General features: G+C 53.9%; 22 protein-coding genes. 11 read left to right on the top strand and 11 right to left on the bottom strand.

Annotated features, from left to right (window positions below):
* Positions 1-34 precede the first annotated feature (34 nt).
* The 4 genes from OEZ10_10750 (at position 35) to OEZ10_10735 (ending at position 4745) form a co-directional block, all read left to right on the top strand.
* Positions 35-289, top strand: coding sequence for a DUF4212 domain-containing protein (locus tag OEZ10_10750; protein MDH5633457.1), 255 nt, complete (start codon positions 35-37; stop codon positions 287-289).
* Between the two features lie 9 nt (positions 290-298).
* On the top strand, positions 299-2077 hold the full coding sequence (locus tag OEZ10_10745; GenBank protein ID MDH5633456.1) for a cation acetate symporter: 1779 nt from the start codon (positions 299-301) through the stop codon (positions 2075-2077).
* 113 nt (positions 2078-2190) lie between these two features.
* A complete protein-coding gene (locus OEZ10_10740) occupies positions 2191-4050 on the top strand; it encodes a DUF294 nucleotidyltransferase-like domain-containing protein (protein ID MDH5633455.1) in 1860 nt (619 codons plus the stop codon).
* Positions 4047-4745: an exonuclease domain-containing protein gene (locus OEZ10_10735; GenBank protein MDH5633454.1), complete on the top strand. Its 699-nt coding sequence runs from the start codon at positions 4047-4049 to the stop codon at positions 4743-4745. Before OEZ10_10740 ends, OEZ10_10735 begins: the two co-directional genes overlap by 4 nt.
* Here OEZ10_10735 and OEZ10_10730 read toward each other — a convergent pair.
* Both OEZ10_10730 and OEZ10_10725 read right to left on the bottom strand, forming a co-directional pair.
* On the bottom strand, positions 4742-5176 hold the full coding sequence (locus tag OEZ10_10730; GenBank protein ID MDH5633453.1) for a hypothetical protein: 435 nt from the start codon (positions 5174-5176) through the stop codon (positions 4742-4744). The two genes, OEZ10_10735 and OEZ10_10730, sit on opposite strands and share 4 nt — an antisense overlap.
* A 14-nt stretch (positions 5177-5190) precedes the next feature.
* Positions 5191-5826: a metallophosphatase family protein gene (locus OEZ10_10725; protein MDH5633452.1), complete on the bottom strand. Its 636-nt coding sequence runs from the start codon at positions 5824-5826 to the stop codon at positions 5191-5193.
* A 182-nt stretch (positions 5827-6008) separates the two neighbouring features.
* On the opposite strand from OEZ10_10725, the gene OEZ10_10720 reads away from it, so the two are divergent.
* Together OEZ10_10720 and OEZ10_10715 are read left to right on the top strand one after the other, a co-directional pair.
* A complete protein-coding gene (locus OEZ10_10720) occupies positions 6009-6263 on the top strand; it encodes a hypothetical protein (protein ID MDH5633451.1) in 255 nt (84 codons plus the stop codon).
* Between the two features lie 241 nt (positions 6264-6504).
* Entirely contained in the window at positions 6505-7101 is a 597-nt protein-coding gene (locus OEZ10_10715; GenBank protein ID MDH5633450.1) for a hypothetical protein, read from the top strand.
* A 64-nt stretch (positions 7102-7165) separates the two neighbouring features.
* Here the strand turns inward: OEZ10_10715 and lysA are convergent, their stop codons facing one another.
* From lysA to OEZ10_10685, 6 genes are all read right to left on the bottom strand, one after another.
* Entirely contained in the window at positions 7166-8431 is a 1266-nt protein-coding gene (gene lysA, locus OEZ10_10710; protein ID MDH5633449.1) for a diaminopimelate decarboxylase, read from the bottom strand.
* Entirely contained in the window at positions 8431-8616 is a 186-nt protein-coding gene (locus OEZ10_10705) for a lipoprotein (protein MDH5633448.1), read from the bottom strand. The genes lysA and OEZ10_10705 overlap by 1 nt, the downstream gene beginning before the upstream one ends.
* A gap of 17 nt (positions 8617-8633) precedes the next feature.
* A complete protein-coding gene (locus OEZ10_10700; protein MDH5633447.1) occupies positions 8634-9740 on the bottom strand; it encodes a saccharopine dehydrogenase NADP-binding domain-containing protein in 1107 nt (368 codons plus the stop codon).
* 4 nt (positions 9741-9744) lie between these two features.
* Positions 9745-10011: a hypothetical protein gene (locus tag OEZ10_10695; GenBank protein ID MDH5633446.1), complete on the bottom strand. Its 267-nt coding sequence runs from the start codon at positions 10009-10011 to the stop codon at positions 9745-9747.
* Positions 10012-10043: 32 nt separating this feature from the next.
* A complete protein-coding gene (locus tag OEZ10_10690; GenBank protein MDH5633445.1) occupies positions 10044-10340 on the bottom strand; it encodes a hypothetical protein in 297 nt (98 codons plus the stop codon).
* 112 nt (positions 10341-10452) lie between these two features.
* Positions 10453-10686 carry a hypothetical protein gene (locus tag OEZ10_10685; protein ID MDH5633444.1) on the bottom strand — a complete coding sequence of 78 codons (234 nt, stop codon included), beginning with the start codon at positions 10684-10686 and terminating at the stop codon, positions 10453-10455.
* Positions 10687-11089: 403 nt separating this feature from the next.
* Between OEZ10_10685 and OEZ10_10680 the strand changes: the two genes are divergently transcribed.
* Positions 11090-11821 carry a hypothetical protein gene (locus OEZ10_10680; GenBank protein ID MDH5633443.1) on the top strand — a complete coding sequence of 244 codons (732 nt, stop codon included), beginning with the start codon at positions 11090-11092 and terminating at the stop codon, positions 11819-11821.
* 75 nt (positions 11822-11896) lie between these two features.
* Here OEZ10_10680 and OEZ10_10675 read toward each other — a convergent pair whose 3' ends face one another.
* Both OEZ10_10675 and argH read right to left on the bottom strand, forming a co-directional pair.
* Complete coding sequence (locus OEZ10_10675) at positions 11897-12214, bottom strand: nucleotide pyrophosphohydrolase (protein MDH5633442.1); 318 nt, start codon at positions 12212-12214, stop codon at positions 11897-11899.
* Positions 12214-13593 (bottom strand): argininosuccinate lyase, encoded by a 1380-nt coding sequence (gene argH / locus OEZ10_10670; protein ID MDH5633441.1) that lies wholly within the window; start codon positions 13591-13593, stop codon positions 12214-12216. Before argH ends, OEZ10_10675 begins: the two co-directional genes overlap by 1 nt.
* A gap of 534 nt (positions 13594-14127) precedes the next feature.
* Between argH and OEZ10_10665 the strand changes: the two genes are divergently transcribed.
* The 3 genes from OEZ10_10665 to OEZ10_10655 are packed head-to-tail and all read left to right on the top strand — an operon-like array spanning position 14128 to position 17084.
* Positions 14128-15180, top strand: a complete 1053-nt coding sequence (locus tag OEZ10_10665; GenBank protein ID MDH5633440.1) for a histidine kinase — start codon at positions 14128-14130, stop codon at positions 15178-15180.
* Positions 15181-15182: 2 nt separating this feature from the next.
* Positions 15183-16319, top strand: a complete 1137-nt coding sequence (locus tag OEZ10_10660) for a histidine kinase (protein MDH5633439.1) — start codon at positions 15183-15185, stop codon at positions 16317-16319.
* 24 nt (positions 16320-16343) lie between these two features.
* Positions 16344-17084 carry a LytTR family DNA-binding domain-containing protein gene (locus OEZ10_10655; protein MDH5633438.1) on the top strand — a complete coding sequence of 247 codons (741 nt, stop codon included), beginning with the start codon at positions 16344-16346 and terminating at the stop codon, positions 17082-17084.
* Between the two features lie 61 nt (positions 17085-17145).
* Here the strand turns inward: OEZ10_10655 and OEZ10_10650 are convergent, their stop codons facing one another.
* The gene (locus tag OEZ10_10650; protein MDH5633437.1) at positions 17146-17637 is read right to left on the bottom strand and encodes a thioredoxin family protein; all 492 of its coding nucleotides are present in this window, start codon (positions 17635-17637) and stop codon (positions 17146-17148) included.
* 175 nt (positions 17638-17812) lie between these two features.
* Between OEZ10_10650 and hemC the strand changes: the two genes are divergently transcribed.
* The gene (hemC, locus tag OEZ10_10645; protein MDH5633436.1) at positions 17813-18739 is read left to right on the top strand and encodes a hydroxymethylbilane synthase; all 927 of its coding nucleotides are present in this window, start codon (positions 17813-17815) and stop codon (positions 18737-18739) included.

Genomic DNA, 18739 nt, shown 5'->3' with positions numbered 1-18739 from the left:
ACTAACTAACTAACAACTCAGGAGATTTCAGATCATGAGCAATCAGGCAAGTGATTACTGGAAGGCGAACCTGACGCTGGTGGCAATACTGCTAGCCGTCTGGTTTGTTGTCTCATATCTGTTCGGCATTATTCTTGTCGAGCCGCTCAACGCAATCAGAATCGGCGGTACCGGACTTGGTTTCTGGTTTGCCCAACAAGGCTCCATCTATACCTTCCTGGTATTGATCTTTGTCTACGCAAAGAAGATGAACGAGCTAGATAAAAAATTCGACGTTCACGAAGACTAGGGGGCAACAATGGATCTACAAACCTTAACCTACTGGGTGGTTGGCGCCACCTTCGCCCTCTACATTGGCATCGCGATCTGGTCGCGCGCTTCCACGACCGGTGAATTCTATGTTGCCGGCAAGGGCGTAAACCCGGTTGCCAATGGTATGGCCACAGCTGCGGACTGGATGTCAGCTGCATCATTTATCTCAATGGCCGGATTGATTGCTTTCAATGGCTATGACGCGTCCGTATACCTTATGGGCTGGACCGGTGGCTACGTGCTGCTGGCCATGTTACTCGCTCCTTACCTGCGCAAGTTCGGCAAGTACACGGTTCCCGAGTTTATCGGTGACCGCTACTACTCCAAGACAGCGCGCATTGTTGCTGTAATCTGCCTGATCGTGGCCTCCATTACCTACGTAATCGGCCAAATGAAGGGTGTTGGCGTGGCATTCAGTCGCTTCCTCGAGACTGACTTCACCACCGGTGTTGTTGTCGGTATGGCAATCGTATTTGTATACGCCGTACTAGGTGGCATGAAAGGCATTACCTACACCCAGATCGCACAGTACGTGGTATTGATTTTTGCCTATACCGTACCGGCCATCTTCATTTCACTGAACCTGACCGGCAACCCGCTGCCGCAGCTGGGCCTGATGAGCTCCATGGCCGATGGCAGTGGCTACATGCTCGACAAGCTGGACTCGGTACTGGTGGAACTCGGCTTCGCCGAATACACGGCGCAGAAGGGCTCCAGCCTGAACATGTCACTGCTGACACTGTCGCTGATGATTGGTACTGCCGGTTTACCGCACGTTATCATTCGCTTCTTTACAGTTCCGAAGGTGCGTGATGCACGTTACTCGGCCGGCTGGGCCCTGGTGTTCATTGCCATTCTGTACACCACCGCTCCTTCTGTTGGCTCCATGGCACGCCTCAACCTGATGAACACTGTTCAGGCAGGCGCTGTTGGTGATCCTGCTGCCAACCTGGTCTATGAAGAGCGTCCAAACTGGTTCAGGAACTGGGAAAAAACCGGCCTGCTGAAGTTTGAAGACAAGAACGGTGACGGCAAGATCCAGTACTACAACGACAAGAACGCCGAGTTTGCTGCCAAGGCCGAAGGTTTCGGCTGGAAAGGCAACGAAATGGTCAAGGTTGACCGCGATATCATGGTTCTGGCCAACCCGGAAATTGCCGGCTTGCCAAACTGGGTAATTGCCCTGGTTGCTGCCGGTGGCCTGGCTGCGGCGCTGTCTACCGCGGCGGGTCTGTTGCTGGCCATTTCTTCATCGATCTCTCATGATCTGCTGAAGGGCGTGTTCAAACCGGACATTTCCGAAAAAGACGAGCTGATGGCCGGTCGTATTGCCATGGCTGGTGCTATCGGTGTTGCCGGTTATCTTGGTATGAACCCACCCGGGTTTGCGGCGCAGGTGGTGGCACTGGCCTTCGGTCTGGCTGCCTCGTCCATCTTCCCGGCATTGATGATGGGTATCTTCAACAAGAAGATGAACCGCAGCGGCGCTGTCGCGGGCATGCTCGCCGGCCTGCTGTCCACCCTGGTATACATCTTTGTCTACAAGGGCTGGTTCTTCGTACCGGGCACCAACAACCTGCCAAACACTGCTGACAGCTGGCTGTTTGGTATTCAGCCGGAATCGTTCGGTGCAGTGGGTGCGATGATCAACTTTGCTGTTGCATACGCCGTATCCAAGGTAACAGCCGAGCCACCTGAGCACATTCAGCACCTGGTGGAAGACATTCGTATTCCCAAGGGTGCCGGAACGGCTTCATCCCATTAATTGACGGGATGCTGTCAATCCAGATCAAAGCCCCGCTTCGGCGGGGCTTTTTTTGTTAATCACCCGGGCAAAATCGACTACACTGGTTGATATACGAAACCAGGTTGTAAGCGATGGAAATCGAACTCAAAGAAGTGCGCGACTTTATTGCCGGCCATGCTCCCTTCAACAGCCTCGCCGCGGACGTACTGGATACATTGCCCAGGCAGGTTACCACCCGCTACCTCAGGCGCGGCAGTGCGTTCCCGCCCGCCGATATCGAAGACGATACACTGTTCATTATTCGCAGCGGCGCCATCGAGCTGCGCGATGAAAAAGACAACCTGATTGGCAAGCTGGCCGAGACCAATGTCTACGGCGAAATGTGCCGACAAAAAAAGACCGGGAAAATTATCGGCCACGCCAGCGAAGATACACTGCTGTACACCGTACCCTGCACAACCATCAAGTCGCTGTGCAACCTGTCCGAACAGTTTCGCAATTACTTCTCCAGCACTATCCAGCAGCGACTGCAGCAGGCAGTAACACTGGCACAGGGTCCGATCCAGTCTTTCAGCGCGATGACGCTGGAAGTCAACAAGCTGACGGTTCGACGCCCGGTAACAGTGCAGGCCGACACCACCATCCGGAAGGCTGCACGCGTGATGTCATCGGAAAATGTATCGTCCATCCTGATCATGGAAAGAGAAACACTGGTCGGCATTGTTACTGATCAGGATATTCGCGTTCGCTGCGTCGCCGGAGAGATCGACACTACCCGTCCAATCAGTGACATCATGACGGCCAAACCCATTACCATCGAATCCTGGACGCCGCTGTCCAATGCCTTGCTGATAATGACGCGCAACCAGATACATCACCTGCCGATAATGAGCAGTGGCACGCCGACCGGGAACCTGTCGTTATCCGATGTTGTGCGCCACCTCAGTACCAACCCCGCGCTCATTGCCAGCGATATCGACAAGGCCAACTCCATTGATGCGTTGAAGAAAATCTCGCAGCGTATGCCGGAACTGCAGTTGCAATTGACCAATGCCAATATCACCGGCAGCCATCTCGGCGAGGTCATGTCCACTATTACCGACAGCTTGTGCCAGCGACTGCTGAAACTGGCGGAAGCCGAACTGGGTCCGCCGCCGGTATCCTACGCGTGGATGTCAGCCGGATCACAGGCAAGAAACGAGCAAACATCTCACTCTGACCAGGACAATGCGCTGATTATTGATGACTCGGCATCAAACGAAGATATGCTTTATTTCGAGAAACTGGCGCGATTTGTCAGCGACGGGCTCAATACCTGCGGCTACGTTTACTGCCCCGGCAATGCCATGGCAACCAATCCGCAATGGCGCCTGCGGCTCGGTGAATGGAAACGGACATTTGAAAAATGGATCGAACGGCCTGAAAAAAAGGCCTTGATGTTGTCGAGCATTTTCTTTGATATGCGCCCCATATTCGGCAACAAGGAATTGTTCACGGCGCTGCAACAGCATATCCTGCAGAAAACCCGGGCCAGCGGTATTTTCATCGCCTACATGGCCGCCAACGCGCTGTCACACAAGCCGCCACTGGGTTTCTTTCGCAACTTTGTCCTGGTACACGATGGCAAGCATGACAACACCCTGGACATCAAGCATCGCGGGCTTGCACCGATAGTGGATATCGCCAGGATCTATGCGCTCAATCTCGGCATTGCTGCTGTCAATACCAACGAACGCCTGGCACAGGCCATGGCACAAGGCTCACTAAGCAGGGAAATGGGTGCAAACCTGATAGATGCGTTTGAGTTTATTTCCAGCCTGCGCATCCGCAACCAGGCGGGCCAGATAAGAAAAGGTGAACCTGTAGACAATTACCTGCCGCCATCCATGCTCAGTGGACTGGAACGTGACCACCTCAAGGATGCATTTTCCGTGATCAGTGACATGCAAAGCGTACTTGAGAACCGTTACCAGAGTTCGCGCCTGCAATGATTACCTGGCCTTACTGGTTTGGCAGCCCCTGGTACAAGCACCGACACGCGCCAAATCGTCGCCACGATGGTGTCATGGACCGCTTCTATCGTGAGGCATTACCCTTGCCGAACTTGCCGGTCAGGCAGGTTCGCTTTGTTGCGCTTGATCTTGAAACAACCGGGCTTGACCCGGCCACCGACCATATTCTCAGCATTGGGCTGGTAGATCTGGACGGACTCAGCGTCAAGCTGGGCAGCGCCTGGCATGAATTTGTCTACACCGCTCGCGACATTCCCGAACAGAGCGCAGTCATACACCGGATTACCGATGATACTGCCGCGACCGGGCACTCTATCGATGAATTGATGCCAAGACTGCTGGACCGGTTAAAGGGGCGTGTACTTGTTGCTCATCATGCGAAACTGGAAACCGGGTTTCTGAACAAGATTTGTCAGAGTCTTTACGGACAACAGTTGCATATACCGGTAATAGATACCGAAGTCCTGGCGCGGAGACAGCTGCAACGACGGCATCAATCAATCAAAACCGGATCACTGCGATTGTTTAATCTTCGTCAGCAATATGGTCTTCCCGATTACTCGGCACATAATGCGCTGAGTGACGCCATCGCCACTGCGGAGTTGTTTATCGCACAATACTCGGACATGTGCCCTTCCGGAAACTGCCGCCTGAAACACTTCATTACCGGTTAAACAGCTTTATTTTTCGCCCGGTTTCGTTGCTGGAACACCGTGAACAGGCGCTCGGCCAAGCCAAAAGAAAAGATGTGCCGGTAAACCTTCCCGCGAGAGGCCTGTATCGCGGCGATGACCAAGGAAATGCCAAGGTAAGCCATAATCAGGATAGTGGCATAAAAGGAGATTATGCTCACAGTTTTCACAGAGAGGTGAAACCCGCCGGCCAGAAGAGTTAACACAAGACTGATCAGAATAATCAGCAGTACCGCGGTAAACACCAGGTCCGCGGCACGAATCGCGACCGTGCTGGCCTCAGTCTTGCCAAACCTGTGCAGAACAAAAAATATCACCAGCGGCAATACAGCGCTGACAGTCGGGTCGATAAAGATACCGGCAATTGCCAGTATCGGCGCCAAGGCTGCATAACGACGCTGTTTTTCATCCATCGTATCATTTACCTCTAATCATCTGTTTTTATGTTCATGCCCCAGTTCCAGCTCCACCGGATGGACCGGCCCGACAAGGCAATCCAGTCAACGGCAAGTTCGGGCAACCGGAGTATGGCACAACTGTGGTTGTAAGCGGTGCTCCCGGGGTTTACCACCATCACTTTACCCAGTCGTTGTGCATAAGCCTGGTGTACATGCCCAACCAGTAACAGCTCACAATCAGTTTCAGCCAGTTTCGCCGCCCAGGACTCGTGCGCGGCTGTCATTGGCCGGCCATGCTCATCGAGCAGACGAATACCGTCAACAAGAGAATCCGGGGGACTGGCGTGTACCATGAATGTGCTGATGCCGGCAATTGTTTCTGATCGCGTGCGCGGCAGTGTCGCAAACCAGTCATGCACGCGTCCGAGCTTCCCGCGGCAGGGCTTGTATCGATCCAGGTACCATTGTTCGTGATTTCCCCTAATCCCTTCTGCGCCCGCCTGCTGCAGCAATTCGACCGTGGCCTCCAGTTGCTCACCGTACCCGGCAATATCACCGAGACAAATGACGCGATCAACGCCACGCCGACTGAATTCAGACAACGCCTGCTCTACCGGGGCGGCAAGCGCATGAACATCGCTGATCAGGCCTAGTTGAATTGTCACATCTCATCCTCGACACGGAATCAATGCGATTGCCCGTGTGCAACTAATTGTAGTCTCTCGATTCAAAAGCGCCGAAAACCCCTCATATCCGAGGGAATGAAAATTGTTCAATAATTGATCCACGTCAAATATTTCTTTTTTTGTTCCTGTATAAAAGCAAACTCTAATATAAGGGGACACTAATGAATATCTTTGCCAAGTGTAAAAACAGCTGCTTTCGTAAACTGTTCAACGCCAATATCCTTGCCGGATTGGGTATCGCGCTGGTTGCCTTCCTGCTCATGGTAACCGGGGACTACTCCAATCTGACCGAACGCCGTAACTGGGACGCCATTTATAATGTGCTGATTTTCGGCGGCCTGCTCTACGCAGCCGTATTCTGGTACGTCAACACATTTGCTCGGGACCTGATTGCCAAGTCCAACGAAGAATCCTGATTGTCTCACGATCCCTCCCCAGGGTCGTGAGAGTGGGAGGGAGGAGACGCCGCCCCGGTTTCGCCAATAGCATCCTGAGCAGCATGGCAGGCCGGGGCGACACATCCCGACCCGGTAGCAAACCGCTGACAAGCACCTGGTCCGGAAACCTCGCATTTTCTGATATTCGTCTTGGTTGCGCTACGCCGTTGATTGTCTAAGATTGATGTTTCTCCACATCAACAACAACCAGGTAGTAACAATGAAAATCTCAAGAAACCTTCTTGTCATCCTGACACTTGCGCTGCTCCCTGCACTGGGTCACGCCGGCCTGCTTGACGCGATGAAACAAAGCAACTGGGAGCGAGACACGCTGAAGAATGCCCGTTATGACATGCCGAAGAATGAGTTATGGGATCGACTCGACGCGTTCATGACTAACCGCTTCAAGTCCGTAAACGCAAACAAGAATCGCGGGACGCTGGAATCCGCGCCATCCATAATCCGCGCCGGTACTACCGAAAAGCAACTGGTTTACCGCGTACAGATCACCGGTCGCGAGCAGCCTTTTGCTCTGAACATCAGCGCAACCGAGAGTCTTCGATCATTGAAGAATGGCAAATGGGGCAACTGGCGACGCACCTCCAGTGATGCGCTGCAGAAACAGTTCTCCAAGGATGTTTACGAACTGTTCCACGGACCGCTTGTTTATGACGCGGAGAAAGTAGCCGCCCAGGAAAAAGCCGATCAAGACAAGAAAGACCAGGCGCGCCGCGAGCAGCTGCAGCGAAAATCACTGAGTTCAGATGAATGGCTTGAACAAAGCAGGAAACGCATGCAGCGTGAGCTGAACAAATAGTCAGGGTACAGACAAAACGGGAAGGCTGGCCTTCCCGTTTTGCATTGTCTTGCCTTGATTCAGCCTATTCCGGAATGAATGCTTCCGGGCCAATCAGCTCGTCAAGTGTTTCGCGTCGACGAATAACATGGAACCGGTCTCCATCAACCATGACTTCGGGAACACGCGGCCGGCTGTTGTAGTTTGAGCTCATGCTGAAGCCATAGGCACCGGCTGACAAAATGGCAACCAGGTCATCTTCCTCAATGGCCAGTTCACGCTCCTTGCCAAGAAAATCCCCCGTCTCGCAAATCGGTCCAACCACGTCATACACACCGGTCTGCAGATCATGTTTGCGCTCTACCGGAACGATTTCCTGCCAAGCGTTGTATAGCGTGGGTCGTATCAGGTCGTTCATGGCCGCATCAATTACGGCAAAGTTATGTTCTTCGCCATGCTTGAGATACTCTACTCGAGAAACCAGTGCGCCGGCGTTACCGACTATGGATCGACCAGGCTCAATAATGATGCACATTTTCTGGTAGCGCGAACCAAGGCTCTGAAAGTGATCCATCAGCTCGGTAATATAATCATCCGGTTCAGGCGGCTCCTCATCGTAATAGGTAATTCCCAGGCCGCCGCCGAGATCAATGGTTTCCAGCGTAATGCCGGCATCATCAAGCTCGCCTACCAGGGCCATTACCCGCTCAAGCGCCTCGATAAACGGCTCGGTATCTGTCAGCTGCGACCCAATGTGGCAGGCGATCCCCTTGATCTGCAAACCGGCTGATTCGGCAGCCCGCTGGTACAGTTCGAATGCATCCTCGATGGGAATGCCAAACTTGTTTTCACGAAGCCCCGTGGAAATATACGGGTGCGTGTTGGGATCAACATCAGGATTCACGCGCAATGCAATGCGTGCATGCGTATTCATGTCGCGGGCAATTTCATTGATTCGCACCAGCTCACTGGCCGACTCAACATTAAAACATCCAATATCCAGCTCGAGCGCACGACGAATCTCGGCCTCGGTTTTGCCAACACCGGAAAAAACGATTTTATCCGGATCACCGCCGGCTCGTATTACTCGCTCCAGCTCGCCACCGGACACCAGGTCGAACCCGGAACCCAACTGCGCCAGCATGCGCAACAACGCGATGTTGGAGTTGGCCTTTACGGCGTAACAGACAAGGTGATCACGTCCCGAGAACGCATCATCATAGGCGCGCCACTGGTATTCAATCATGGCGCGCGAGTACACGTAAAATGGCGTGCCCACCGCAGCAGCGATTTCGTCCAGGGAAACCTGTTCCACCATCAACCGGTCATTGTTGTAGGCAAATGTATCCATTATTGTTTCTCTCGCTGTTTTTTCTTGTCACCGGCGACATCTCCTGTCCCGCTTGACGCCGGTGGCTCACTCTTTTTTCCAGCCTTGTTCACCGGCTGCTCTTGCGGAAGAAACAGCGGCCCTTTGCGGCCACAGGCTGTCATTCCAACAAGCAGAACCATCACAACCAGCAGGATTCTTTTCATCGCCAGATCCATAGTTGTTATGCACGCACCAGTACAACATTATGGGTACTGAGGTGTCGACGCACTTCTTCAAAACCGATCAGGTCACACGCCTGGCTGGCGCCGGACAGCTTGATCTCGCCGGATGCTTCCGAGTCAAGAAGTTTCTGTATCAACGCCACTGCCGGCGCACAGGGTATGCTCATACCCGCGCCTTCCCGTGCCACCAGGTAGATGCCATGCTCAATCTGCTTACCCGACTTCTCGCCACGAACAATAACGCCAAGAGCATCATTATCACTGCCCCGGTTGCGCACAATGCGAGACAGCATCAATAACCAGCGCGCGAGTCTTTGCGGTGATGTTATGCCTTTATGTTTGCGCGCCCGGGCCAACAGGCTGAGGCCAATGTTGAACAGTCCCAGCTCAAATCCCATGCGATAGACAACGCTGTCAGCCTGGTATCGCCTGGCAAGCACATCAAGCTCCGGAGAATTGATGCAATAGCATCGCCGACGACCAACCGGTCTCGGGAAATTTATGCGTTGCGGGTTACTCCAGGCTTCCAATACCCGCCACTTTCCGGATTGCAGAACCTCAAACTGTTCACCAACCTGCTCCAACAGCCCTGACAGGCTGGCTGGACCGCCGGGGTTGCGATTACCGGCCGAACGATACACCCGAATATCGGAAATGGAATCAAATTCATGCCTGATTACGTCCGTCAGCAATACCGGCAATACTGGCGACGCTCCGGCAGCCGTTACCAGCAACACATTATTGCGACGGGCCAGGTCGTCCAGCTCGGTGAAACCGCGTACATAGTCACGGTTGTCGGCCAGGTCAATATAATGAACACCTGCGGCGACGCAGGCCTTGGCAACATGATACTGACTGGATGAGGAAAACAGTCCGGTTGCATTAATCAGGAAATCAATGCCTTGCAGTGCGGCACTCAGCGAGCCGGCATCATTGGCATCAACTTTCAGGAACCGGATTGCCGCGCTGGTATTCGCCCGCGGCTTCGGCGGCCTGCGGCCCGCTGCGATGCACTCAACGCCGGGGGTCTGCGCGAGCTGCTCAACAATATGCCTGCCATAGCGACCGTAACCGCCCAGCACCATTACCCGCCATATTCTTTTCAATCGCCTAGTCCCAACTGCCGTCTGCACTGACCAATGCTGCCGTATTGCCACATTTCGGACAATCAAGCGATTGCGGCGCTGCTTCAATAATCCGGATATCCCGGTCGTAACACAGGCTGCACCTGGGTGCATTTTCGCCGACTACCCAGGTACTGTGAACTGATTTGCAGCAATTACAGGCGAACAACTTCAGCTCCTTGTCAGCATCACGACCGGTGCCGACGGGTAACTGCGCTTCCTGGTAGCCGCAGTTGGCGCATCTGAATTCCACGTAACTTCCCATAACTTGACCCGTATTTTCGATTATTGTGCCTGGCTGTAACTGTTCTGCCGCGTGCAGGCACGCAGCTCCACGACAAGTTTGTCTCGCTCAATCTTGGCTTCCACCAGCTCACGGGTGACCGTTTCCAGCGACTGTTGCAGGCTGTCGCGTTCAACGGTTAGCTCCAGGTTGTGTTGCCGTGATGCCTGTAACTCTGTCTGCTGATGCGGCTGAACAGGCTCAGGCGCCTTGTCAGTTTGGCCCGACTTCCGGCAGCCTGGAAAAATCGACGCTAGCAGCAGAACAAGGAACAGATAGTGTAGCCAAGCTGGTCGCAATGCGCGCGCCCTCCGTGATTCCGGTTATCGCCACCGTGACGCATCCCGTCAAAAAGCGTCCGCGATTGTACGTGACCGCCTCGCGCTTCTAAAGCCGGAATCCAGTTCGCCATCAACCCCGGTCTGTTTCCGTTTTCAAGCTCGTGGTATCTGTCGCTTCGGCTACCTCTTCAGACAGGACCAGGTAAGACGGTCTTCGGCGATCCTCGCCACATCGACGCTCGGCATTCCTGGGATCCCATCGCGTCGGCCCACGACGCTCGGGTCCACCGCGCCTATCACCTCCTGCACGGCGCTCGAACGTATCAGCATTTGGCCGTTTCTGATCATCCGATGATGCGGTCATGGCTTAAAATGAAAAACCTTTCGGTCATATTTCTGTAACATATTGTTTTTACAAATATATATCTATGGCTGAACCCTGCAGAGCTCAATCAACTGAAGAATGAAACCAGCATCTTCTGCGGCATCCTGTGCTAATATTTCTTGGCCGTACCAATATTATTTCAAACTATACAGGCATTATACAGCCAAGCGACATATAACAAGCCTGGGCGCAAACTCGCACTTCGAGCGCGAGCCGGACCGGCAAATGCTCACGATTTCCCCCTGTGGAACAACCCGGCTCCACAGGAAAATTATGGACCAGTTAGGTTTTGTCGTGAACCAGGCATCCACAACTCAAACCTCGTCCGCGACCGCCCTTTCCTGGTCTACCTGGCAAATAACCAAGAAAAGGGGTATTGGAAATGAAAAGTCATAAATTCTGGCAAGGGATGGCGCTAGCGTGTCTCTCCCTGTTCCTCACCGCATGTCCCGACAGTAGCAGTGACTCTGACGGCGGGACACCACACACACTGGCCGGATCCTGGGGCGGAACCATCAAGGACTCTACCGCCGCGCCTTTGCCACTGCAGATCACGATCGACAACAGCGGCAAAATTACCAACATTACCGTCGACGGGGCCAACACCGGATTGTCGTCCATCGCGTCCGTAACCGCTGAAGGCAATAATATCTACGGGTTCGAACTCAACGACGGAACCATTGGCGGCTTTATTGTGGATTCTTCCGGGCAACACGCCGGCTTTCTTGATGATGGCTTTACCTTTGGCGTTGTTCAGAAAGGAGCGCCTGGTCCAGCAGGCGGCGGTTACGTCAATACCGATATTATTGGCTCCTGGTCGGGATACGGTGTCACAATCGATAGCGCTTTTAACATCACCAACGTCTTTAACTCTACTGGTACCGTGGCGTCAAACTTCAGTTTTAGCGGCAACGGTCTGAATGGAACATTTACCGGTAACTTCGCTTCGTTCTACTCAACCAACGGCGTGTACCTGGGCACATGGTCTGATACTTCCGGGTCCGGAGACTTGCAGGCATTTTTGAGTGCCGACAAGACCTTTGCCGCTACCTGGGCCTGTGACTGGACCTACGGCTTCCCGGATGGTTGCTCATTCAGCGCCTGGAATCGATAAACAGCAAGCCGGCAAAATAAAAAGGCGGGCCTCGGCCCGCCTTTTTATCTGCCAGCAACAAGTCTCGTCCCGCAATCAATCTCCGGCTGGAAACCGTTCTTCATTGATCGCCATTTTCTCATTGGCAACGGCGACCAGATCGACATCCAGTTCCTGGGCAAGGCGCATAAGATAAATAAAGACGTCGGCCAGTTCCAGCGCCACCTCGCGGTGCTCTTTAGCATCCAGAGACATGCTTTGCTCGGGCGTTTTCCACTGGAAGTGCTCCATTATCTCTGCCGCTTCCACGGCCATGGCCATGGCCAGGTTCTTGGGTGTATGAAACTGCTCCCAGTCACGCGCCCGCGCGAAAGCCTTGAGCAGGCTGCCGAGATCCTCGAGCGAGTCAGCCATCAGGACAATTCCTTGCGCGCACGCTGTATAGCCAGTCGCACCTGTTCAGGCGCAGTACCGCCAAGATGATTGCGCGCGTTCACCGAACCCTCCAGCGTCAATACCGCAAACACATCCTGCTCAATCATACTGCCGGCCGACTGCATTTCTTCCAGGCTCAACTCGGCGAGATCACATTGCCTGTCTATGGCCTTGCGCACAAGCAAACCGACAATTTCATGGGCATCACGGAACGGAACAGCCTTGCGAACAAGGTAATCAGCCAGGTCGGTCGCCGTGGAATACCCGGCAATGGCGGTCTTGCGCATATTGTCACGCTTGATTGTCATGCCCGCTACCATGCCGGAATAGGCGCGTAGACAATCAATGACGGTATCAAGCGTATCGAATACCGGTTCCTTGTCTTCCTGGTTATCCTTGTTGTAGGCAAGCGGCTGCGATTTCATCAACATCAGCAGGCCGACATTGTGCCCGACTACCCTGCCGGTCTTGCCGCGAACCAGTTCCGGCACGTCCGGGTTTTTCTTTTGCGGCATGATCGACGAGCCGGTGCAATAGCCATCACCCAGGTCAACAAAATCAAATTGTGTCGATGACCATATAATCAGCTCTTCGGAAAAGCGTGACAAATGCATCATCAACGTACTCGCTGCCGTCACGAATTCAATGGCGAAGTCGCGATCCGAAACAGCATCCAGGGAATTATTGGCTGGCCGATCAAAACCAAGCAACTCGGCAGTGATGTTTCTGTCGATTGGATAAGTAGTGCCGGCCAGTGCTGCAGCACCAAGAGGCATGACATTGATACGCTTGCGGCAATCAGCAAAACGCTCGAAATCACGCACCAGCATTTCGAACCAGGCCATCATGTGATGACCAAAGGTTACCGGCTGCGCAGCCTGCAAATGCGTGAACCCGGGCATTATGGTATCGGCTTCGCGCTCGGCCACGTCCAGCAATACCTTCTGCAGCGCACGAATACCCGCCGCCACCTCGTCCACACCATCACGCAGGAACAGGCGAATATCCGTGGCCACCTGGTCATTACGCGAACGACCGGTATGCAATTTTTTACCGACATCACCAACCAGCTCGGTCAGGCGCGCTTCGATATTCATGTGCACATCTTCGCGACCCACCTGCCAGTTGAAGTCTCCGCTTTCAATTTCTGATTGAACCCGGTTAAGACCGTCGACTATCTGGCTGCATTCTGCTTCGGTTAACACACCCACCTTTGCCAGCATGGTGGCGTGTGCAATCGAGCCGGCGATATCCTGCCGATATAAACGTTGATCAAAGTTTACCGATGCCGTAAACGCTTCAACAAATTCATTGGTCGCCGAAGTAAACCGGCCACCCCATAATTTCTTTTCACTCATTCAGATCTTGAATTCCAGTTATACATGTGTCGTTACAATATTCGGGTTGCTGAACCAATTTCTTATCAAGCAACTTGCTTATTCCTGTGCGCCGCCTGTCCCGATCATCCTGACCGGCTATCGGGATTGCATTGAGACCAATGCAACCAGAGACTATCGTTTTAGTCACAACGCGAGCGGCGTGAAAAGCTTTTCTGGTTCGGTCTCTCCTTTCGTGCACCCCCACCCCGAAGAATCCCGGACCAGAATCTCCACCCCCGGACTAAGCCCCGGGGGTTTTTTTTGCCTGCTGCAAGGCCGGCGCCAATACCAGGGACGCGGGCACGGAATCTGTCATGACAATACACCAGAACCACGAAAAATGGCGCATTTTTTGGTCTATATGAACGGTTAACACCTGAACCGAAGATAGACTCATTGATCTGGAGCCGACAACAGGCCATCAGGCTGGACTTGCCCCCGGAATCAAGCACACTATATAAAAGAGGCAGACACTGGCGTCCAGCCTGACAACCAAACGAAAGCACAGGTATTGTGAAAACCCGGAATTCAACCCAAGATTTTTTACCCGACTTTGGCTCATTCGGAGTCGCCATCCGGTTAATCCTGCTGGCGGAAATTGTTGCCCTGGTCATCACCATTGGCCGAAACCCGGTCTTTGACCAACAGGCCTGGTACGATCTGAACCTGCTGTCTACCTACGCCCTGATTGTATCGTTTTCCACTGTCGTCGTACTCAAGCTGACCTCCCCCTTAATTCAGCGTGCCGGCCCCAAAGTCGGCAATGTCATCAGCTTCCTGGTACTTTTGCTGGTTACGGCTCTAAGCGCTGAAGCGATGATTTTCCTGCTTTATGATTTTGGTCTCATCGGTGAACGCTGGCCCGAATGGCGGGAAGTGTTTATCTTGCGCAGCCTGCTGGTCGCGGCCGTCATCGGTGTTCCGGCCCTGCGCTACCTGGCCCTGGTTCACCGTACCCGGACCGGCAAGCAAGCCCAGCAAGATGCCCAGATGCAAGCCTTGCAGTCTCGAATTCGACCGCATTTCCTTTTTAACAGCATGAACAGCATTGCCAGCCTGACACGAACAGATCCGGACAAGGCCGAAGCCGTCCTGCATGACCTGGCCGACCTGTTCCGGGTGTTGCTGGCCGATGCGCGCAAACTGGTGCCCATTTCTGCCGAGCGCGAAATTTCGCGCCAGTACCTCGAAATCGAAAAAATCCGCCTCGGCGACCGCCTCAAGATCAAGTGGAACGTCGGCAATATCCCGCGAAATGCCCAAATACCGGCTTTGACCTTGCAACCACTGCTGGAAAATGCGATTTATCACGGGTTAGAAACACGATTTGGTGGGGGGCTGCTCAAAATTGATTTATGGGCCGAGGGCGAGATCCTGAATATCATGATCAGCAATCCCCTGCCGGACCCGTCGAGCGCCAAAAAACATACAACCGGCAACAAGATTGCCCTGGACAATATTCGTCAAAGACTGGAAACCCAGTTTGGCAATGCGGCCAGCATGCAGTCGTTTGAGGAGGGTGGTCAGTACCACGTCAGAATCAAGATGCCGATAACTCGCGCCTGACTATGAATCCAGACACAACCAGGGCGTTTGCCAGCCGGCTGCGCGAATGGCTTTACCAGCTGATCTATCCAATGGGGACACAAAAGCTCCTGGACAGTGATAGCCATTTTTTGCCTAACTTCTGCGAAAGCCGCATGGTAATCAACGTTGTTGTTGTCGCCGAAATGCTGGCGTTGGTTATCAGCCTGGTGATGCCGGTTCCAAGCATCTTTTTCGACAACTACTTCGAGGCATTGCTGCAAATCTCGCTGTTCATCCAGTGGATCGCCCTGGCCTGCACCGGCGGCCTGTGCGCGGCGCGGCGCTACCTGGTGCGGCTACCTGACCGGTTTGCCCTTGTGACCGCCTACCTGCTGTTGCTGCTGATTACGGTCATAGTCAACGAACTTACCGTATGGATTCTTTACGGTGCCGGAAAGATTTCCACGCCGCGTCCCGAGTGGTATGCGCATATGCACTTCCAGAACCTGTCTGTCAGCGCCATTATTAACCTGCTGATGCTGGGATACTTGCTGACCAAACAGGAACTGCTCAAGCGCACAGCATCGGAAGCGGCTGCCCGAATTGAGGCGCTGCAATCCCGCATCCGGCCACACTTTGTGTTCAATGCCATGAATATCATTGCCAGCCTGATTCGCAGCGATGCTGAAAAAGCCGAACATGCAGTCGAAGACATGTCGGAATTGTTCCGGATGATGCTGAACAACGAGGAAAGCATGGTGCCGGTCCGGCGTGAAGTCGAGGTGGCAGAAAAATACCTGGCACTGGAAAAGTTGCGGCTCGATAATCGTCTTGATGTTATCTGGGACATCGGCAAGTTTCCGCGCAAGGCCATTATGCCCATCCTGACCTTGCAGCCATTACTGGAAAATGCCATTACGCATGGTATAGAACGCCTGCCAAGCGGTGGCACTGTCAGCGTAACGCTTTGGGAAGAGGATGATACGATCAGGATACGGATTGCCAACCCGCTGCCGAAGGCGCGAAAAAAATCCACCGATGGCAATATGGACGAAACCCTGGACAATATTCGGCAACGCTTTGAAAGCCACTACGGCGATCAGGCGCGACTTAAAACCGAACAAAGTGAAGGCCGTTACATCGTTAGTGTTGTATTACCGGTGCGCGACACCTATTGATAAGGACTACCAAGGTGAAGGACTATGCGAATCCTGATTGTTGATGACGAAAAACTGGCCCGTGACCGTCTGCGAGAACTGGTAAACGATATTGGCGGCCACACAGTCATTGGCGAGGGCACGAATGGCAATGAAGCCGTTGAAAAAGCCTCGGAGCTCAACCCGGATATCTTGCTGATGGATATTCGCATGCCCGGTATGGATGGGCTCGAGGCCGCCATGCATTTAATGGGCATGGAAAACCCGCCATCGGTGATTTTTACCACCGCTTATGACCAGCACGCCCTTGATGCCTTCGAAGTGAACGCGGTCGATTACCTGCTCAAACCCATTCGCAAGGATCGTCTCGCCAATGCACTGGTCAAGGCGCGCAAGCTTACACAAAAACAAATACAGGAAATCAACGACGCGCGCGAGGAACCGGCCGCCCGTACCCATATCAGCGTACACATGCGCGGCAACATCCGCCTTGTACCAATTGCCGATATCTGTTTTTTCCTTGCTGACAGCAAGTACGTTGTTGTGCGCACGGAAAAAGAGGAACACCTGATCGAGGATTCACTGGTGAATCTCGAAAAGGAGTTTGGCGAACGCTTCCTGCGCATTCACCGCAACGCCCTGGTCGCCCGGGAGTTCATCAAGGGTATTGAAAAAAGCCCTTCCGGCACCTGGCAGGTCAGTATCAAGGGCATCGAGGACCGCAAGCTGGATGTCAGTCGACGTCATGCAGCATCGGTCAGGAAATGGGCCCGCAACAAACTGTAGAGTTACGCGGATCCCGGGGCGCCTGGTCCCGGGCATGGCTTGCAGATTATCGAATCGATTTTCAGGATGAGGCGCGCAGTTTCTTCACTGCCAGGTTGATGGCCTCTTCGAGGTAGTAACCCCAGTAATCCGGATTGTTGTAGCCAAAAATTTCCGGCACCAGTTCCCGGCCATCGGGGCCATAAAACTTGATCAGCGGCGTCAGTGATGCCGCATGGCGGCTGGCAAAGTCGGCGTGGTAGGTGCGTCGACCATCAAAACCAATCATGCGCCCGGCGGAATCATCGGTCTGCACTACACGCAACAGGATGCGATCCTCGTGACTGCCGCTTTCCAGCATGGGCCGAAGGTACAATTCAGCCACCAGGTCACAGTAGCCACAATATGCGGACGCGAAAAACACCATAATGGGTCGCTGTGTGCGTTGCGCCAACCGGCTGTCAGCGCGCAAATCGGTAGCCTTGGGCAAGCCCTTGAAAGCTGCCCCTGCCTGTATCACGGTCGCCCAGGCGGTCATTGCCACCAGGATAATTATCGGGATTTTGATCTTCATTACGGCTCTTGGACGCGTTTCATGCCCATTTTAGTCCCTAATTCGCGCAGTATTCAAAAAACTCGCGCACCTGATCGGAAACTGCAGATTGACGACCAAAAATCGCCTCATTGTCCCCGAGGGTTTGAAGCCGTACCATTGGCCAATCTTTCCGTAACCAGAAACAGAAAAAGACGTGACCACACTACGCATTGCTACCCGAAAAAGCCAACTTGCCCTGTGGCAGGCCGAATACGTGCGAGATAGGCTGCTCGCCATTAACCCCAATCTGACAATTGAGCTTGTCAAAATGTCCACCCAGGGCGACAAGATACTGGACACGCCGCTGGCCAAAATCGGCGGTAAGGGCCTGTTTATCAAGGAGCTTGAAGCCAGGATGCTGGATGGCTCAGCAGACCTTGCCGTGCATTCCACCAAGGACATGCCGGCGGAACTGCCCGAAGGCCTGCACATCGCCGCCATCTGCGAACGCGAAGACCCGCGTGATGCGTTTGTTTCCAATACTTATGATGCGCTTGATGATCTGCCGCTGGGCGCTGTGGTCGGTACCTCCAGCCTGCGACGCCAGTGCCAGTTACGGGCAATACGGCCTGATCTCGATATTCGTGATTTGCGCGGCAACGTCAATACGCGCCTGGCCAAACTGGATGCCGGCGACTATGACGCCATTATCCTGGCTGCAGCCGGCCTGAAGCGCCTGGGATTTGCTGATCGCATCCGCAATGTCATTGATACCGCCACCTCACTTCCGGCAGTGGGCCAGGGCGCAGTGTGCATTGAAACCCGCACTAACGATGACGTGGTCAATGCGCTGATTCAGCAGCTCAATCACGAGCCCACAGCGCGCTGCGTGCGCGCGGAACGGGCCATGAATACGCGCCTTGAAGGCGGCTGCCAGGTGCCTATTGCCGGTTTTGCAGAGCTGAATGGCGATACCCTGTCCATGCGCGGCCTGGTAGGGCACACCGATGGCAAACATACCGTTCGCGCCAGTATTAGCGGGCGCGCCGATGAGGCGGAACGGCTCGGTACTGCGCTTGCTGATGACCTGTTGGCCCAGGGCGCGGCCGACATTCTGAAAGCCGTGTACGAACAACAGTAA

It is taken from the genome of Gammaproteobacteria bacterium (assembly GCA_029880545.1).
In the GTDB taxonomy this organism is placed as follows: Bacteria; Pseudomonadota; Gammaproteobacteria; order Acidiferrobacterales; family SZUA-150; genus JAOUOD01.
Note: the sequence above shows the minus strand (reverse complement) of the source record. Positions and strands in the feature narration are given on the sequence as shown.

Coding starts and splice junctions, on each gene's coding strand:
- OEZ10_10675 (MDH5633442.1), bottom strand. CDS start 12,214: ATGGCTGACTCGCTCGAGGATCTCGGCAGCCTGCTCAAGGCTTTCGCG.
- lysA (MDH5633449.1), bottom strand. CDS start 8,431: ATGGATACATTTGCCTACAACAATGACCGGTTGATGGTGGAACAGGTT.
- OEZ10_10650 (MDH5633437.1), bottom strand. CDS start 17,637: ATGAAGATCAAAATCCCGATAATTATCCTGGTGGCAATGACCGCCTGG.
- OEZ10_10745 (MDH5633456.1), top strand. CDS start 299: ATGGATCTACAAACCTTAACCTACTGGGTGGTTGGCGCCACCTTCGCC.
- OEZ10_10740 (MDH5633455.1), top strand. CDS start 2,191: ATGGAAATCGAACTCAAAGAAGTGCGCGACTTTATTGCCGGCCATGCT.
- OEZ10_10685 (MDH5633444.1), bottom strand. CDS start 10,686: ATGACCGCATCATCGGATGATCAGAAACGGCCAAATGCTGATACGTTC.
- OEZ10_10705 (MDH5633448.1), bottom strand. CDS start 8,616: ATGAAAAGAATCCTGCTGGTTGTGATGGTTCTGCTTGTTGGAATGACA.
- OEZ10_10680 (MDH5633443.1), top strand. CDS start 11,090: ATGAAAAGTCATAAATTCTGGCAAGGGATGGCGCTAGCGTGTCTCTCC.
- argH (MDH5633441.1), bottom strand. CDS start 13,593: ATGAGTGAAAAGAAATTATGGGGTGGCCGGTTTACTTCGGCGACCAAT.
- OEZ10_10720 (MDH5633451.1), top strand. CDS start 6,009: ATGAATATCTTTGCCAAGTGTAAAAACAGCTGCTTTCGTAAACTGTTC.
- OEZ10_10750 (MDH5633457.1), top strand. CDS start 35: ATGAGCAATCAGGCAAGTGATTACTGGAAGGCGAACCTGACGCTGGTG.
- OEZ10_10660 (MDH5633439.1), top strand. CDS start 15,183: ATGAATCCAGACACAACCAGGGCGTTTGCCAGCCGGCTGCGCGAATGG.
- OEZ10_10735 (MDH5633454.1), top strand. CDS start 4,047: ATGATTACCTGGCCTTACTGGTTTGGCAGCCCCTGGTACAAGCACCGA.
- OEZ10_10715 (MDH5633450.1), top strand. CDS start 6,505: ATGAAAATCTCAAGAAACCTTCTTGTCATCCTGACACTTGCGCTGCTC.
- OEZ10_10655 (MDH5633438.1), top strand. CDS start 16,344: ATGCGAATCCTGATTGTTGATGACGAAAAACTGGCCCGTGACCGTCTG.
- OEZ10_10730 (MDH5633453.1), bottom strand. CDS start 5,176: ATGGATGAAAAACAGCGTCGTTATGCAGCCTTGGCGCCGATACTGGCA.